The 17,189-nt window shown below is 59.2% G+C and carries 12 protein-coding genes; 8 read left to right on the top strand and 4 right to left on the bottom strand.

The window, feature by feature from the left end:
- Positions 1–29: 29 nt before the first annotated feature.
- Positions 30–977, bottom strand: a complete 948-nt coding sequence (locus BTN45_RS12085) for a tyrosine recombinase XerC (protein ID WP_173614886.1) — start codon at positions 975–977, stop codon at positions 30–32.
- Between the two features lie 121 nt (positions 978–1,098).
- Between BTN45_RS12085 and BTN45_RS12080 the strand changes: the two genes are divergently transcribed.
- The 8 genes from BTN45_RS12080 (at position 1,099) to fdhD (ending at position 10,227) form a co-directional block, all read left to right on the top strand.
- A complete protein-coding gene (locus BTN45_RS12080; RefSeq protein ID WP_173614885.1) occupies positions 1,099–3,315 on the top strand; it encodes a primosomal protein N' in 2,217 nt (738 codons plus the stop codon).
- A gap of 81 nt (positions 3,316–3,396) precedes the next feature.
- Positions 3,397–3,783 carry a phage infection protein gene (locus BTN45_RS12075; protein ID WP_207588041.1) on the top strand — a complete coding sequence of 129 codons (387 nt, stop codon included), beginning with the start codon at positions 3,397–3,399 and terminating at the stop codon, positions 3,781–3,783.
- A gap of 260 nt (positions 3,784–4,043) precedes the next feature.
- Positions 4,044–4,610, top strand: a complete 567-nt coding sequence (locus BTN45_RS12070) for a F0F1 ATP synthase subunit delta (RefSeq protein WP_004443773.1) — start codon at positions 4,044–4,046, stop codon at positions 4,608–4,610.
- The gene (gene atpA, locus BTN45_RS12065; RefSeq protein ID WP_004443771.1) at positions 4,610–6,139 is read left to right on the top strand and encodes a F0F1 ATP synthase subunit alpha; all 1,530 of its coding nucleotides are present in this window, start codon (positions 4,610–4,612) and stop codon (positions 6,137–6,139) included. The genes BTN45_RS12070 and atpA overlap by 1 nt, the downstream gene beginning before the upstream one ends.
- 31 nt (positions 6,140–6,170) lie before the next feature.
- Positions 6,171–7,049 (top strand): F0F1 ATP synthase subunit gamma, encoded by an 879-nt coding sequence (locus BTN45_RS12060; RefSeq protein ID WP_004443770.1) that lies wholly within the window; start codon positions 6,171–6,173, stop codon positions 7,047–7,049.
- A gap of 23 nt (positions 7,050–7,072) precedes the next feature.
- Positions 7,073–8,527, top strand: coding sequence for a F0F1 ATP synthase subunit beta (atpD, locus tag BTN45_RS12055; protein ID WP_004443768.1), 1,455 nt, complete (start codon positions 7,073–7,075; stop codon positions 8,525–8,527).
- A gap of 129 nt (positions 8,528–8,656) precedes the next feature.
- Positions 8,657–9,067, top strand: coding sequence for a F0F1 ATP synthase subunit epsilon (locus BTN45_RS12050; RefSeq protein WP_004443766.1), 411 nt, complete (start codon positions 8,657–8,659; stop codon positions 9,065–9,067).
- 344 nt (positions 9,068–9,411) lie between these two features.
- Complete coding sequence (gene fdhD / locus BTN45_RS12045; protein WP_207588039.1) at positions 9,412–10,227, top strand: formate dehydrogenase accessory sulfurtransferase FdhD; 816 nt, start codon at positions 9,412–9,414, stop codon at positions 10,225–10,227.
- Positions 10,228–10,272: 45 nt separating this feature from the next.
- Here the strand turns inward: fdhD and BTN45_RS12040 are convergent, their stop codons facing one another.
- From BTN45_RS12040 to BTN45_RS12030, 3 genes are all read right to left on the bottom strand, one after another.
- Positions 10,273–12,039 (bottom strand): methyl-accepting chemotaxis protein, encoded by a 1,767-nt coding sequence (locus tag BTN45_RS12040; protein WP_246751647.1) that lies wholly within the window; start codon positions 12,037–12,039, stop codon positions 10,273–10,275.
- A gap of 323 nt (positions 12,040–12,362) precedes the next feature.
- The gene (locus tag BTN45_RS12035; RefSeq protein WP_003504949.1) at positions 12,363–12,839 is read right to left on the bottom strand and encodes a chemotaxis protein CheW; all 477 of its coding nucleotides are present in this window, start codon (positions 12,837–12,839) and stop codon (positions 12,363–12,365) included.
- A 166-nt stretch (positions 12,840–13,005) separates the two neighbouring features.
- Complete coding sequence (locus tag BTN45_RS12030) at positions 13,006–17,166, bottom strand: translocation/assembly module TamB domain-containing protein (RefSeq protein ID WP_207588029.1); 4,161 nt, start codon at positions 17,164–17,166, stop codon at positions 13,006–13,008.
- Between the last annotated feature and the right edge of the window lie 23 nt (positions 17,167–17,189).

Genomic DNA, 17,189 nt, shown 5'->3' with positions numbered 1-17,189 from the left:
TAATGCCTATGGTTAACCATTTTTCTGCTTCATGCGCGAGGGTGCGCGTTGTCGTAGATTTCAAGCAATCTTGCCGTATCCACCCCGGTATAGACCTGTGTGGTGGAGAGGCTGGCATGGCCGAGCAGTTCCTGAATGGTGCGCAGATCCCCACCGCCGGCCAGAAGATGGGTGGCGAAGGAATGGCGCAACGCATGCGGGGTGGCGTTTTCCGGCAGGCCGAAAGCGCCGCGCAGCTTCTGCATTTCACGCTGGATGATGGCAGGCTGAAGCTTGCCGCCGCGTGCCCCGAGGAACATCGGTTCGTCCGCCGACAGGGCATAGGGGCAGAGCTTTTTGTATGTATCGACCGCTTCCGTCACCACCGCCAGCAGCGGCACGATCCGCGTCTTGTTGCCCTTGCCGGTGATGCGCAGGCTGCGCGCGCCGGGTGGGAAATCGGCCGGGGTAAGACCCAGTGCCTCGGAAATGCGCAGGCCACAGCCATAAAGCAGCGACAGAACCGCAGCGTTGCGGGCGGCAATCCAGGGTTCATCGTTCAACTGTGCCTCGGCCGTGGTGATCTTCAGCGCCTGACGGTCGGTCAGCGGCTTCGGTAGGGATTTTGGCTGTTTTGGCGAGCGCATTGCGGTGGCGCCGGCCGCATTGACGAGTCCCTTTTTCTGCAGGTGGTGCAGTAGCGAGCGCAGGCCCGCCAGATGCCGCCCAAGCGACCGCGCGCCGGCGCCCTCCTTGCGTCTATTGGCCAGAAAGGCGCGAAGATCAACGGGGCGCAGATCGGCAATATCGATTATGGAGGCTGGTTTGCCGATGTAGCCGGTCAGGAACGTCAGGAACTGACGCGTATCGCGCTCATAGGCCTCGACGGTGTTGTCGGAGAGGCGGCGCTCGCCTGCAAGCGCCGTCAGCCAGGCTTGGCGCTCGGCGAGCAGGTCGGGTTCGGCAAATGTCAGGATTTCGGTCACGCGGCGCTCCATTCCACAATTCGAAACTATGCGGTTATGGTCAGCATTTGGTTAAGAGGTGGACTTTGCGTGGTGCGCCCACTACATCCGGGCGGTTTCCTTTTTCCTGTCGCCGGGGCATGGTCGCCACATCATGGCAAAAGATTCGTCCGATCTGTTTGGGGCTCTGTTCGACCCGCCGTCGCCCACGCGCACGGTGCCCGTTCTTGTGCCCATGCCGGCGCCCGGGCCCTATAGCTACGCCGTGCCTGAAGATATGGTGGTGGAAACTGGTTCCGTCGTTCAGGTGCCGCTCGGCCCCCGGCAGGTGTTCGGCGTGGTGTGGGACGAAACCGGAGAGAAAGCTGTCGATCCGAAGAAGTTGCGGCCCATTACCAAGAGTTTCGAGTGCCCGCCCATGAAGACGGAAATGCGCCGCTTCGTGGACTGGGTCGCCGCCTATACGCTTTCTCCGCCCGGCCTCGTGGCACGCATGGCGTTGCGTGCGCCCGCCGCTTTCGATCCCGAACCGATGATCGAGGGGCTGCGGCTGACCGAAGGTAGGCCGGAGCGCCTGACCCCCGCCCGCGAACGGGTGATGGAGCTGGCGGCCGAAGGGCACGGCTGGACGAAGAGCGGACTTGCCCATGCTGCAGGCGTTTCGACCAGTGTCATCGACGGGCTTGTCAAACAGGGCGTGTTCGAGACGATATTCCTGCCCGCGCCGCCAGTGGTGCCCGAGCCTGACCCCGATTATGTCGAGCCGCGTCTGGAAGGCCCGCAGAGACAGGCGGCATCGGAGATTCTCGAGGATGTGCGCAAGGGCGGTTTTCACGTCTCGCTCATCGATGGCGTGACCGGCTCCGGCAAGACCGAGGTCTATTTCGAGGCCGTGGCCGAGACGCTCAGGCAAGGCAAGCAGGTCCTCATCCTGCTGCCCGAAATCGCGTTGACGGCGGCGTTTCTGGAGCGTTTCCAGGATCGTTTCGGCGCGAAACCGGCCGAATGGCATTCGGACCTGTCGCCGCGTATGCGCGAAAAGGTCTGGCGGCAGGCAGTGACCGGCGAGGTGAAGGTGGTGGCTGGGGCACGTTCGGCGCTTTTCCTGCCGTTCGACAATCTTGGTCTTATTATTGTCGATGAAGAGCACGACCCCGCTTACAAGCAGGAAGATCGTGTCTTCTATAATGCCCGCGACATGGCGGTGGTGAGGGCGCGTATCGCCGAATTCCCCGTCGTGCTGGTTTCGGCCACGCCTTCGGTGGAAAGCCAAGTCAACGGCAGTTCGGGGCGTTACAACACCATTCACCTGCATACGCGTTTCGGCGATGCGGCAATGCCCGATCTGCATCTTGTCGATATGCGCCGCCATCCGCCGGAAAGGGGAGGGTTTCTGTCACCCGTTCTGCTGCGCGGAATCGGCAAGACGATCGAGAAGGGCGAGCAGGCGCTGCTGTTCCTCAATCGACGCGGTTATGCGCCGCTGACGCTCTGCCGCGTCTGCGGCCATCGTTTTCAGTGCCCACAATGTTCCAGCTGGCTGGTGGAGCATCGTTTCCGCAATCAGTTGCAGTGCCATCAGTGCGGCCATAATGAGCTGACGCCCGACCATTGCCCGGAATGCGGCACCTTCGATCATCTCGTGGCCTGCGGGCCGGGTGTCGAGCGCATTGCCGAAGAGGTGGAGAAACATTTCCCCGATGCCCGCACCATCGTGCTCTCTTCCGATCTCATGGGCGTCAAGCGGTTGCGGTTGGAGCTGGAGGCGATCGTCAAAGGCGAGGCGGATATCGTCATCGGCACGCAGCTCGTCGCCAAGGGGCATAACTTCCCGCTGATGACGCTCGTTGGCATCGTCGATGCCGATCTCGGCCTTGCCAATGGCGACCCGCGTGCGGCGGAGCGAACCTTCCAGCTGCTTTCGCAGGTGACGGGTCGCGCCGGACGGACGGGGCGCAAGAGTCATGGCCTGCTCCAGACCTATCAGCCGCAGCATCCGGTTATGCAGGCGATCGTCTCCGGTGACGCCTCGGCCTTTTACGAGAGGGAGATCGTGGAGCGCGAAAAGGCTGTCCTGCCGCCCTTCGGACGGCTTGCCTCGATCATCGTATCAGCCGATACGCGCGCAGAGGCGGAGACACATGCGCGTGGATTGCGGGCTGCGGCCCCGCAGGTAACCGGCATCATGCTGCTTGGCCCGGCGGAAGCGCCGCTCGCGCTCATCCGCGGCCGCCATCGCTTCCGGTTGCTGGTGCACGGGCGACGCAACTCCGACATGCAATCGTTCCTGCGAACGCTTCTGGCAAATGGCCCTAAAGAGCGCGGCAGCGTGCATGTTCAGCTGGATATCGATCCGCAAAGTTTCCTTTGAACTTTAGCAAAGAAGGGCTTTTTCCTGCTGTCATGACCGTGTCATAACGCCAGCGGGAAACAGAATGATTTGGGGAACGATATGGAGTTTTATTTTCCGACCGAGTTCGGCGAACAATTGGCCTTCGGCGCGGCGGTGGTATCAGCCATCATCGGGCTGTTTTTCATGTTCGCACCCGGCTTGACGCTTCGCGCTTTCGGTCTGCTGCCCGCCGGCGAACGTCGGGATGGCTATGCGCTGGTGCGCTCGTCGCTTGCCGGCTTTTATCTGGGCCTCGGCGCCGCCGCCCTGCTTCTCGCCCAGCCCATGGTCTATCTCGCCTTCGGTGCGGCATTCGGCCTCAGCGTCTTCGGCGGGATACTCTCCATCCTCTCGGATGGTGGCGCAACCATGCGGAATCTCTTACTTCTGGTTGTGCACTTTCTGCTCGCCGCATTCTCGTTGAGCTACGTGTTCGGGCTGGTGTGAAGCCGGGTTTTTGCCTTTTGTGCCGCACAGGCACCGCATCCTGAGCGAAATCGGAAAATTTAACGCATTCCCCCTTGCCCAAACGGCGCTTTCCGCTATTACGCGTGTTGCGAGTCCCGGCATCCTATGCTAGACGGACCGCGAAATTGGGAAAAGGCAGGGGGGAATTCCGGTCTTTTTCGGGGAAATTGAAACGATTTCAAGAATTTGATGCGGTGGAGCCCCATCGCTGATGGTCTTGGACGATTAGCAGGGAAAAAGTGCCCGTGGCAGAGACCTCCCAGGGAACATCCGGTGTAGCGGAAAGGTATGCGTCGTCGCTTTTCGAGCTTGCTTTGGAAGCGGGTACGGTCGAAGCGGTTCAGGCCGAACTGGACAAGTTTGGCGCACTTCTCGACGAAAGTGACGATTTGAAGCGTCTGGTTGCGAGTCCGGTGTTCTCCGCCGAGGACCAGTTCAAGGCAATCACCGCTATTTGCGAAAAGGCCGGCATCACCGGTCTTGCGCTGAATTTCCTCAAGGTTGTTGCGAATAACCGCCGTCTCTTCGCCGTTCCCGGCATGATCCGCGCCTACCGCACCATTGCTGCCGCCCATCGCGGCGAAATTACCGCCGAGGTCACCTCGGCACATGCGCTCGACGAGGCGCAGGAAACTGAACTGAAGGCGGCGCTGAAGAGCGTTACCGGCAAGGATGTGGCGGTTTCCGTTACCGTCGATCCCTCGATCCTCGGTGGTCTGATCGTCAAGGTCGGCTCCCGCCAGATCGATACGTCTCTTCGCACCAAACTTTCCACCCTTAAGCTTGCACTGAAAGAGGTTGGCTGATGGATATCCGCGCCGCGGAAATTTCCGCAATTCTGAAAGATCAAATCAAAAATTTCGGCAACGAGGCGGAAGTCTCGGAAGTCGGCCAGGTGCTTTCCGTCGGTGACGGTATTGCTCGCGTTTACGGTCTCGACAATGTTCAGGCTGGTGAAATGGTCGAGTTTCCGGGCGGCATCCGCGGCATGGCGCTCAACCTCGAAGCCGACAATGTCGGTGTGGTTATCTTCGGTTCCGACCGTGACATCAAGGAAGGCGACACCGTAAAGCGGACTGGCGCTATCGTTGACGTTCCCGTTGGTCCGGAACTGCTGGGCCGCGTCGTTGACGCGCTCGGCAACCCGATCGACGGCAAGGGCCCGATCAACGCCGCCAAGCGTTCGCGCGTTGACGTCAAGGCTCCCGGCATCATTCCGCGCAAGTCGGTTCACGAGCCGATGTCGACCGGCCTCAAGGCCATCGATGCGCTCATCCCGGTTGGTCGCGGCCAGCGCGAGCTTGTCATCGGCGACCGCCAGACCGGCAAAACCGCAATCATTCTCGACACGATCCTGAACCAGAAGGCCATTCACGACAATGGTCCTGACGGCGACAAGCTTTATTGCGTCTACGTCGCTATCGGTCAGAAGCGTTCGACCGTTGCCCAGTTCGTGAAGGTTCTGGAAGAGCGCGGCGCGCTACAGTACTCGATCATCGTTGCTGCGACCGCTTCCGATCCGGCTCCGATGCAGTACCTGGCACCGTTTGCCGGTTGCGCCATGGGCGAATACTTCCGCGACAACGGCAAGCACGCCCTCATCGGTTACGACGATCTTTCCAAGCAGGCCGTTGCTTACCGTCAGATGTCGCTTCTGCTGCGCCGTCCTCCGGGCCGCGAAGCTTATCCGGGCGACGTTTTCTACCTCCACTCCCGTCTTCTCGAGCGCGCTGCAAAGCTCTCCGACGAAATGGGCGCCGGCTCGCTGACAGCTCTGCCTGTCATCGAAACCCAGGGTAACGACGTTTCGGCCTTTATTCCGACCAACGTGATCTCGATCACCGACGGCCAGATCTTCCTTGAAACCGACCTGTTCTATCAGGGTATCCGTCCGGCTGTTAACGTCGGTCTGTCGGTTTCGCGCGTTGGCTCTGCCGCCCAGATCAAGGCGATGAAGCAGGTTGCCGGCTCGATCAAGGGTGAACTCGCCCAGTATCGCGAAATGGCCGCCTTCGCCCAGTTCGGTTCGGACCTCGATGCCTCGACGCAGCGCCTGCTGAACCGCGGTGCACGCCTGACCGAACTTCTGAAGCAGCCGCAGTTCTCGCCGCTCAAGACGGAAGAACAGGTTGCGGTGATCTTCGCCGGCGTCAACGGTTACCTCGACAAGGTTCCGGTCGCACAGGTCGGCAAGTTCGAGCAGGGTCTGCTCTCCTACCTCCGGTCGGAAGGCAAGGCGATCCTCGACACCATCCGCACGGAAAAGGCTATCAGCGACGATACCAAGGGCAAGCTCAAGGGCGCTCTTGATAGTTTCGCCAAGTCTTTCTCTTAAATCAGGGCTCTTTTACTCGGACGGATAACGGATGCCTTCACTAAAGGATCTGAAAAACCGCATTGCCTCCGTAAAGGCGACGCAGAAGATTACCAAGGCGATGAAAATGGTCGCCGCGGCGAAGCTTCGGCGCGCCCAGGAAGCTGCGGAGGCCGCCCGGCCTTATTCTCAGCGCATGAGCGCCGTTCTTGCCAACATCGCGAATGCGGTCGAGGCGGACGTTGCTCCGGCGCTGATGACCGGCACCGGCAAGAACGACGTGCATCTGCTCGTCGTCTGCACGGCTGAGCGTGGTCTTTGCGGCGGTTTCAACTCGCAAATCGCCCGTTTTGCCCGCGATCACGCCCGCAAGCTGATTTCGGAAGGCAAGACGGTCAAGATCATCACGGTCGGCAAGAAGGGTTACGACGCCCTGCGTCGCGAATTTGCAGCCAACATCATCGAGCGCATCGAGCTGCGCGACGTGAAGAAGGTTGGTTTCGAAAATGCCGACCAGATCGCGAAGAAGGTGATCTCGCTCTTCAACGCCGGTGAGTTCGATGTCTGCACGCTGATCTATTCGGAATTCAAGTCCGTCATCAGCCAGATCCCGACCGGCCTGCAGCTCATTCCGGCCGCAACGCCTGTTGTGGAAGAGGATGCAGCAACGCAGAACGCTGTCTATGAATATGAGCCGGATGCGGCTTCTATTCTGGAAGACCTTATTCCGCGCAACATTTCGGTTCAGGTTTTCCGGGCTCTGCTCGAAAACGTTGCCGGTGAAATGGGCGCCAAGATGAGCGCGATGGATAACGCAACGCGCAATGCCGGTGAGATGATCAACAAGCTGACGCTGTCCTACAACCGTCAGCGTCAGGCTCAGATCACCAAGGAACTCATTGAAATCATTTCGGGCGCGGAAGCGCTCTGAGGTAAGGAAAGAGGGTAAGGATAATGGCTAAGGCAGCTACCCCCAAGAAAACCGCAGCGGTGAACGGCGCGGGCAAGGTTACCCAGGTTATCGGCGCTGTTGTCGACGTGGCGTTCGAAGGCGAACTGCCTCCGATCCTGAACGCGCTCGAAACCGAGAACAACGGCAACCGCCTGGTTCTGGAAGTCGCGCAGCACCTCGGTGAAAACGTCGTTCGCACGATCGCCATGGACTCGACCGAAGGTCTCGTTCGCGGTCAGAGCGTTTCGAACACCGGCGCTCCGATCTCCGTTCCGGTTGGTCCGGAAACGCTCGGCCGTATCATGAACGTCATCGGCGAGCCGGTTGACGAAGCTGGTCCGATCGTGACCGCTTCCAAGCGCGCCATCCATCAGGACGCTCCTGCTTACGTCGAACAGTCGACCGAAGCACAGATCCTCGTCACCGGCATCAAGGTCGTCGACCTTCTGGCTCCTTACGCCAAGGGTGGTAAGATCGGCCTGTTCGGCGGCGCCGGAGTTGGCAAGACCGTTCTCATCATGGAACTCATCAACAACGTTGCCAAGGCACACGGCGGTTACTCGGTATTCGCCGGCGTTGGTGAGCGTACCCGTGAAGGTAACGACCTCTACCACGAAATGATCGAATCGAACGTCAACAAGCTCGGTGGTGGCGAAGGCTCCAAGGCTGCGCTGGTTTACGGCCAGATGAACGAACCGCCGGGCGCCCGCGCCCGCGTCGCTCTGACCGGTCTGACGATCGCTGAAAACTTCCGTGACGAAGGCCAGGACGTTCTGTTCTTCGTGGACAACATCTTCCGCTTCACGCAGGCTGGTTCGGAAGTGTCGGCTCTGCTCGGCCGTATTCCTTCGGCTGTGGGTTATCAGCCGACGCTGGCAACCGACATGGGCCAGATGCAGGAACGCATCACCACCACGACCAAGGGTTCGATCACCTCGGTTCAGGCCATTTACGTCCCCGCCGACGACTTGACCGACCCGGCTCCTGCTACCTCGTTCGCCCACCTGGACGCCACGACAGTTCTGTCGCGCTCGATCGCTGAAAAGGGCATCTACCCGGCCGTTGACCCGCTCGACTCCACCTCGCGCATGCTCGACCCGATGATCGTCGGCGAAGAACACTATGAAGTGGCTCGTAAGGTTCAGTCGACCCTGCAGCGCTACAAGGCTCTTCAGGACATCATCGCCATCCTCGGCATGGACGAACTGTCGGAAGAAGACAAGCTGACGGTTGCCCGCGCCCGCAAGATCGAGCGCTTCCTGTCGCAGCCGTTCTTCGTTGCCGAAGTCTTCACCGGTTCGCCGGGCAAGCTCGTTGCGCTCGAAGACACGATCAAGGGCTTCAAGGGCCTGGTCAATGGTGAATATGACAGCCTGCCGGAAGCTGCCTTCTACATGGTCGGTTCGATGGAAGAAGCCATTGAAAAGGCCAAGAAGCTGGCTGCCGAAGCTGCCTGATCATGAATTGGCGGGCGCGTGGTTCAGCCGCGCGCCTTGCCGACAATGGTGGCGAAACCGATAAGGCTTTGTCGGCGTTGTAACAGACAAGTCCGTGACGCCCGCGTAATTGAAAAGAAGTGAATAGCCATGGCTGACAGTTTCAAATTCGATCTCGTTTCCCCGGAGCGTCTGCTCGTTTCCGAAACGGTTACGGAAGTCGTCATCCCGGCCACGCTGGGTGAAATGACCGTTCTGGCCAACCATGCGCCGACGATGACCACGATCAAGCCGGGTTTGGTCACGGTGAAGTTCGCTTCTGGTGAAACGCATAAATATGTCGTCTTCGGTGGCTTCGCCGATATTCTCCCGACGGGCTGCACGCTTCTTGCCGAATCCGCTGTTTCGGCCGATGACATGTCTCCCGACACGTTGCAGCGTCGCATCGATGCGGCCAAGGCCGAAATCGAAGAAGGCAATCATCACCACGAGCATCTGACCAAGCTTGAAAAGCACCTTTACGAACTGACGAACCTGCATGAGGTTCTCGTCGCTGCTTGAAAGCACCGGGCGGGTTCGAAAGAATGACTGCCCACAAAAAATCCGAACCAGAAAGCGGCCGTCTCGGTCGCTTTTTTTGTTTTGACCTGCTGCTTAACGGGTCAGCGGGTACGATTGCCTTCGTCGTCCTCAGCCTGCCCACATAAGCTTCAAAATCACGTTGACCGGGTTGCATCAATTATCGCCTACGGAACATGAGTCTAGCAAAGGCGCGCTTCAACGATTGCGTTTCAACCGGGCAGCCTCGGAAACCGATTCCGATTTTCAGAGCTTTCGTTTAGATGTGATATCCCGAAGAAATGCTGCTCGGGTGCGCAACACGAAGCAGATTTGGTCATGGAGGAGTGATCGGCGTGTCGGCAAAAGCGAGCTACAGAGGGGTCACGAGAACCGCGTTGCGGTCAGGGACCCTGATCGAGGGCGATAGAGCGGTGCCCGAGGAAGTGCCGGTTGCTTTTTCCTATGGTGGCAGCACCCATGCCGTGATGATGGCCAGCCCCGCAGATCTTGTCGATTTTGCGGTCGGATTTAGTCTGACGGAAGGCATCATATCCACACGGGCGGAAATCCGGTCAATCGAGGTGATCGAGGCGGGGCAGGGCTTCGACGTTCAGGTGGATTTGCAGGATGCCAATGCGGATGCGCTCAGGGCGAGACGGCGGCATATGGCAGGCCCTGTCGGCTGCGGTCTTTGTGGCATCGAATCGATAGAACAGGCGGTCCGAGTGGTCCCGGTCCTGAGCGGCTCTGAACTCTCCGTCTACGGGGATGATATTGTTGCTGCGATGAAAGCACTGAATGAAGCGCAAAGCCTTAATCGCCAAACGAGAGCGGTTCACGGCGCGGGTTTCTACAATCCTCAAAAGGGGCTGCTTGCTGTTCGTGAAGACGTCGGTCGCCATAATGCGCTCGACAAGCTTGCAGGTGCAGTTGTCAATGCAGGCCTACCGCCGAATGGGGGCATTGTGGTTGTGACCAGCCGCCTGTCGGTAGAAATGGTCCAAAAGACCGCCATCCTTGGCAGTCCCATTCTGGCGGCGATTTCCGCACCCACCGCGCTCGCCATCGAAACCGCTGAAAGCTCGGGTATCACCCTTGTCGCACTCGTGCGGGGTGAAGATTTTGAGATCTTCACCAGGGCGGATCGTATCATTTTATGACGTAGAGGCCGCCGTTCCCGACGGCCTCAGACTTCAAAGAGACCCTTAGAACTCCGCCCATTCGGCTGCTGCGTTTCCATGAGACCTTGGTAAAGCAGCATATCGCGGTTGCGGCACCGGCAGCCTGGTGAGGACGGCTGGCTTGTCGACGGGGCGTGCGGGTGACGCGTCGTGCGCGATTCTGAACTGCCGCAGCAATTCATGCAGATTTTCCGTTTCTGTAGCGAGCCCGTGGCTGGCGGCGGTGGTTTCTTCTACCATCGCGGCGTTTTTCTGGGTGGCCTGATCCATGACGTTGACGGCCTGATTGATCTCCCTGAGACCGTTCGCCTGTTCGCGGGATGCTTCAACGATGGCCGAGACGTTCGTGTCGATCTCGCCCATCTGCGACTGGATGTCCCGCAGGGCGTCGCCGGTTCTGCCCACCAGATCCACGCCGTTGGAGACCTGCTCGCGAGAGGTGTTGATGAGGGATTTGATCTCCTTGGCGGCAACGGCGGATCGCTGTGCGAGTTCCCGGACCTCCTGTGCGACGACGGCGAACCCCTTGCCCGCTTCCCCGGCGCGCGCTGCTTCAACGCCCGCATTGAGGGCCAAGAGATTGGTCTGGAAAGCGATGTCGTCTATAACGCCAATGATATTGGTGATTTCGCCCGAGGACCTCGAAATCGCATCCATGGCGGAAATTGCCTGCTGAACGATGTCGCCGGAATGCTCGGCATGTTCTCTTGTCCGCAGCACCAGTTTACCGGCCTCACCTGCGCGGTGGCTTGCATCGGTTACGGTGGTGGTGATCTCCTCCAGCGCCGCAGCGGTCTCCTCCAGCGAGGCGGCTTGCTGTTCGGTGCGTTGCGAGAGCTGATCGGCGGCGATGCGGATTTCGCCGGATCCGGATGCGATTGTCGAGGCATTATGCGCGATCGTCTGCATCGTGGCCTGCAGCTTGGCGACGACCTCGTTGAAATCTGCCCGCAGTTTTTCCATGCTGGGCACGAAGCTATTGTCGATGCGTTGTACAAGGTCGCCTTCGGCCAGCGCCCGCAGGGCATCTGCAAGCATGCGAATGGCGCTCATGCGCGGTGTGACGTCGGTGGCAAATTTCACCACCTTCACCACTTTACCGGTTTCATCGACAACCGGATTATAGGCGGCCTGGATCCATATTTCCTTGCCGTTCTTCCCGTAGCGGACAAACTCGTCCGAAATGAATTCGCCTGATGCCAGTCGTTGCCAGAAATTTGCATAGGCGGACGAGGCGGCATAGGCAGGATCACAGAACATGCGGTGGTGCCTGCCCTCGATTTCCTTGAGGTCATAGTTCACCGCAGCGCAGAAGTTTGGATTGGCGGTGATGATCGTACCGTCAGGAAAGAACTCAATGGTGGCTTGCGAGCGGGAGAGCGCCTCCAGTTTGCCCGCATCTTCCGCGGCCGCGATCTTTTTTGCGGTGATATCTGTTGCGATCTTGACCACTTTATAGGGCTTGCCCGAACGGAAAACCGGGTTGTAGGAGGCCTCGATCCAGATCACCGAGCCGTCCTTGCGGATACGGCGAAATTCCCTGGCCTGAAACTCGCCACGGGCGAGAGAGTCCCAGAATTCCTGATAGGCGCGAGACGCGGCAAGCTCGCTGTCGCAGAATATGCGGTGGTGCTTACCGACGATCTCTGTGAGGTCATAACCCAGTGCCGCGCAGAAATTCTTATTTGCGGTGAGGATATTACCTTTGAGATCGAATTCGATGACCGCCTGCGATCTTGATATCGCATCGAGCATATTTCTACTGTCTGCGCTTTTTCCTAACCCCAGCATTACAAGTCCCCCAAAGTCAGCCCACGGCGCGGCAAGCCGCAAAGAAGATGCGGTCCACGCCATATCACGTTGAACACCGAACAGGTTTTGCCGCCGAAGGCAGCAATGCAGGCACTTCTCTATGTTGGCCCTGGGTCAGGTATCGGCCCGCGTAATAGGCTTGCCGGCGCGGTACTGATCTATGGCGTTAATATTAGATATCCATAATATTAAAATGTTCTTATTTAATAAAATGCGTGAAAGAAAAAACAAAACCGCCGGCAGGTGCTCCGGCGGTCTGGATTGGTCCTTATCATTCTTCAGCGAGGCCTGCGCAGACCTTGTCAGGCCGCGAGATCTTCCGCTTCAGTGCCCTTGAACATTTTCGCAAGGTTCAGGAAGCAGATCATGCCATGTTCGTTGGCGATGATCCCTTCGGAATAGGACTTGTCGAAGGAGGCTGAAATTTCGGGAACCGGCTGGACCTGGTTTGCCGGGATCGTCAGAATGTCTGAAACGCGATCCACCAGCATGCCGATGACCATGTTATGCACTTCGGCCACTACGATTGCGCTGCGCTCATTGGCAACGGTGCTTTTCATGCCGAGTTTGTGAGCCAGATCGATGATCGGGATAACAGAGCCGCGCAGGTTCATGACGCCGATGACGTCTTTCGGTGCGTGGGGAATGGGCGTCGAAGGCGCCCAGCCGCGGATTTCGCGAATGGTCGTCGTCTTCACGCAGAATTCCTGATCATGCAGGCGGAATGCGATGATTTCGAGCGTCTCACCGCCAAAATTGGTAGAGTTAATCATTGCCATCAGAATTCTTCCCAATGCTCGCTGTGGAGGCCGGCGCAAGTGCACCGACACTTGCAATGCGAATTTGGCGTTCTGCCTGGTGCCTGAACAGCCGGAAACAATATTTCCGTCTTCAATGGAAGATTCCTAGCATGAGATGGTTTCGCAAACCTAAATGCGAACCATCTCAATACTCTTTCTCGTAAAATATGCCTGCTGCGCCTTCGCCATCTCCGCCCGCTTCCCCGCGCAGCTTCACACCGCGTCCTACGTCGAGATTGATGATGGCTTTTGCGCCGGATTCGCCGCTTTGCTGCAGCTCCAGATAGGTTCTTTCGTTCAGGTATTTACCCGCGGAAACACGGGCCTGTCCTTCGGAGTCGGTCGAAATATCAAGATCATCGACGCCGAGATTGCTTCTGAGCTTGTCGAACAGCGATGTGGAACGCCCGCCGGCCAGTTGAGCGGCGGCATCCGCCAACCGCGCGATCTGCAGCGCGGATAGTTTTGACATGGACTGGCCGAAGATCAGCTGTGCCATCACCTCATCCTGTGGCAGAGCGGGAGCCGAGGAGAACGCAAAGGTCGGATCGTTGGCAGTACCGGAAACAGATACGGTGATGGTCGTTGAACCAACCGTTGAGTCCGCCTTCATGTCGAGGACCGGAACTAGGCCGCCACCGAAACTGATATTTCCTGTCGTGAAATCAAGGCGGCGAGTGAGGATTTCAAGCCTGCCCCGACGCATTTCGAAGCCGCCTGAAATGACCGGAACCGCTGCGGTGCCACGGATCGTCAGATTGCCGGTCAGTTCTGCATCGATACCCCGACCGCGCACGAATATACCGCTCGGTGCATTGACCTGCAGATCGAGATTGATGGTGGACGAGCTGCCGCTTCCGCCCTGATCGGCTCCAAGCGCCTTGGCCTGCGCGCGCACCTTGGGTGGCGCGTTCTTGTGCTTGACGTCGATCTCCGTCAGCGAGGCCGGCAGCTTCTCCGGAATGGTGATGGCGCTTCTGTCCAGCGTCAGGTTGCCGCCCAGCACGGGGGAATTCAGCAACGGGCCTTTCAGCGTCAGCGTGCCGCTCACCACTGTCGTTACCAGCGTGCCGTCGTTGTAACCGGCGCGATTAAGCGTAATCGATATATCGGCAGGAAAACCCGAACCACCGGTTATGCCGACGCTGCCGGTTCCCGAGATCGTTCCACCGCCTGCCAGCCTGCCGGTCAATCGGGAGATGACGGCACGATCACGGTCGAAGGTGATGGTGGCGCCCAGATCGTTGATGGTGAGGTTTCGGCGCACGTCGGTCAGGCGCGTGCCATCAGTGGTGATGCTGCCGCTAATGACAGGTGCGGAAGCGCTGCCGGAAATCTTCACGTCGATGGCGGCGGTGCCATTCACATCAAGGCCCTGCGCTGCTGTTTGTGCCGCGACGGCTGAGAAAGGCAGTCTGCCGGAAAACGCCATCGAAAGCGGACGATTGCCGGCGATACCGAGCGAGCCGCCGCCTGAAAGCGCCATGCCGCCCTGACCGGAGACATTCGTGTCGATCTGCAGGGTGCCACCGGAAAATTGACCGTTCGCCTTGATGCCGAGGGCGGCGAGACCCGCCGCGCGCGTCTGCGCGACCTCGGCATTTACCCAGTTGAGATTATAGTCGACCGCAGGGTTCGATGCCGCACCCTTGGCCTTCACCGTGCCGGAGATGCTGCCCGCCGCATCCAGTCCGCTGGCAAAGGCATTTGCGAGACTTGCGGGCAGCGAACGGATATCGGCATTGATATCAAGCGTCGACCCGGCGGTGCCGTTGACCTCGACACGTCCTTCGCCCGTGATGATGGTCAAATCGGAGATCCGGGCCGTACCGTTCTGGATGGCAATGGTGGTGGGCTTTTCAAGGCGCACGGCAATGCCCTTGGGCGCGGCGGAAAAGGCGTCGAGTCTTACCGTCATGGGCGATCCGCCCGTCTCGGCGCTGCCATTCACCACCAGCGGTGCGTTGTCGTAACGCGCGTTGACGTCGAACTGCGTCGTTGTGCCGGAATGACCGATTGTGGCTTTCAGGTCAGATATCGCAGCCGCGCCGGCATTGACGGTATCGGCGTTGACCTTGCCGTTGATGGCGATTGCCTGAAGGTCGGCTATTGAAATATCGGCCGCCAACCCGGAGATCATTGTCGTGCCCTGACGGATGCTGCTGCCATTGGCTTTGATCGTCGCGGCGATCCGGCCATTGGCGTTGCTAAGGGCGATGTCGCCGGCAATATCGCCATCCGCCTGCTGCGCAGCGAGAGCGGCGAGTAGCGCAAGGTCGGGAAAGTTGAAGGAAAGATTGCCGGATGGCAAAAACTGCTGCGAGAATTGCAGTTGTCCGTTCAAGATATTCCGGCCTACCGCTACGCGCAGCTCGGGAATCGCAGTGCCGTTTTCGGTTTGCACCAATTCGGCATTGGCATCAATCTTCTGTCGGTCAAGGCTGCCGCTGGCCGTAAGTTTCGCCTGAGGAGCGGCGGGATCGGCCTTGCCTGTCGCATTGACTTGCAACGATTCAAGCTTACGTCCGGCAAGGATTGCGCTCTCGGAAGTCAGTGTCACGTTGAAATCCGGCGCTGCCAGCGCGCCGGTGGCCTCGATCGCAAAATCGGCGACGCCCTTTGCCTGTGGCGTCAACTTTTCAAGAGCGAGAAATTTACCCGTCAGGCTGGCGCTCAATGCATCGTTTTCGAGACCGGCATTGCCTGTCGCCTCGATCGTTCCCGACTTGACGACGAGGTTTTCAACGCTGGTGCGTCCACCGATGGTCACGTCGACATCACCCTGGAGGGCGATGGTGGTGTCGAACTTTTCCGCGAAAGCCGGTGGAAGGGTAGCGGGCAGTGCGAAGAGCTGCACGCTTGAGGTGAGGCGGTTGCCGGTAAGGTCAAAACTGCCGTTCAGTGTTCCGCCAACGCTGGCGCTTTCAAGCGTCGCGCTGTCAAAGCCGATGGCGGATGGGCTCAGGCGGAGCGGTGCATTGATGGTGAGCGGCGCACGCACCAGCCGATCAATATCCGGGCTGACAAAGGACGATTGCGCTACGGAGAGAGCGGTGGCGATTGTGCCGCTCCGGTCGGCGATATTGAGATCAGCGCTTTGCGCCGTCAGTTTGACGTCGTCCAGCCTGCCTTGCGGCAAAGAGAGGCTGCGCAGGGAAACGGTCGTGTCAAGATGTGCGGCGTCTGCCCCACCCTTTAACGAAAGATCGAGGCCGTTGATGAGGGCCTGCACCTCCCCATCGCTCAGCGGCCAGCGAAAATCGACGGGCCCGGCTGTGCCGATGAGGTTGGCGGCAAGGTCGTTCTGGCCGTTCGGATCAATGGTGCCGGAGGCCGTCAGCAGCAGGGTGCCGGTTTCCAGTGTACTGCTGCCGATTTCGATGCGCCCCTGTGGGGAAAGGGTGGCGTTTGCGTCGAGCTTCGTCTCACCGGCAAAAAGCTGCCGGAAGGCGGGCGGCAGAAGCAGATCGGGCTGGCCGCCACCCGAAACTTCGATGCGGCGGGTGCCATCCTCCGCGAGGAGGTGCCGGCCGGTGACGCTGACAACAGGGTTACCAGCGACGTTGCCGCGCATGCTGCCGGTCCAGTTTGAAAGCGGTCCTTCGCCGTTAAGGTCGATGGCGACCGCAGGTGTGCCGGGCAGAGACAGCAGCGTGGCAAGAAGTCCGCCCTCAGGCTCCCGCATCTCCGCTTTCAGCTTCAGGACATTTTCGTTGGGAAGAAATGCGATGTCGGCGTTAACGACCGCATCCGGGGCATTCAGCCGGTGGGCCGTGAGCGACAGTCTGATATCGTCGCTGGCGGCCTTGAGGTTGCCTTCGGCCGTCAGTTCAAAGGGGCGGCCGAGAAGGGGCTGGCCGAGACGAATATCGGGAAAGCTGAAATTGTCGATCGCTATTTCAATCGGCAGAGAGGAACTGCCGGAGCTTTTGCTCGTCGTTTCCTTCACCGGAACCGGTTGGCGCTGGACATCGATCGATCCCGCCGATACCCGGTCCGCATGGAAGGTGCCGGCAAGAAGCGAGAAGGGTGACCAGTCGACGGCGATCTGGTTCACGCGGGCATAAGGGCCCTGCCGATCCGAAAGAGTGACGTTGTCGAGCCTCAGATGCCCCGTCAAAAGCCCGCTGGGCGGAGAAATCTCGATTATCTGATCGGGTGTCGATACAAGCGATGAAATCTGCTTTGCGGCTATTCTCGCGCCCATCGGCGTAAAACCGACGAAAAAGGCTGCAAGCAACAGAAGTACCACGCCGCACAAGGCAGCGTAGCCCAGCCATTTCAGCAATCGAATCAACGTTTTCATAAAGGGTAATCTACACTCTGTTG

Source organism: Rhizobium sp. ZX09 (assembly GCF_017357485.1).
Taxonomy (GTDB): Bacteria; Pseudomonadota; Alphaproteobacteria; order Rhizobiales; family Rhizobiaceae; genus Agrobacterium; species Agrobacterium pusense.
Note: the sequence above shows the minus strand (reverse complement) of the source record. Positions and strands in the feature narration are given on the sequence as shown.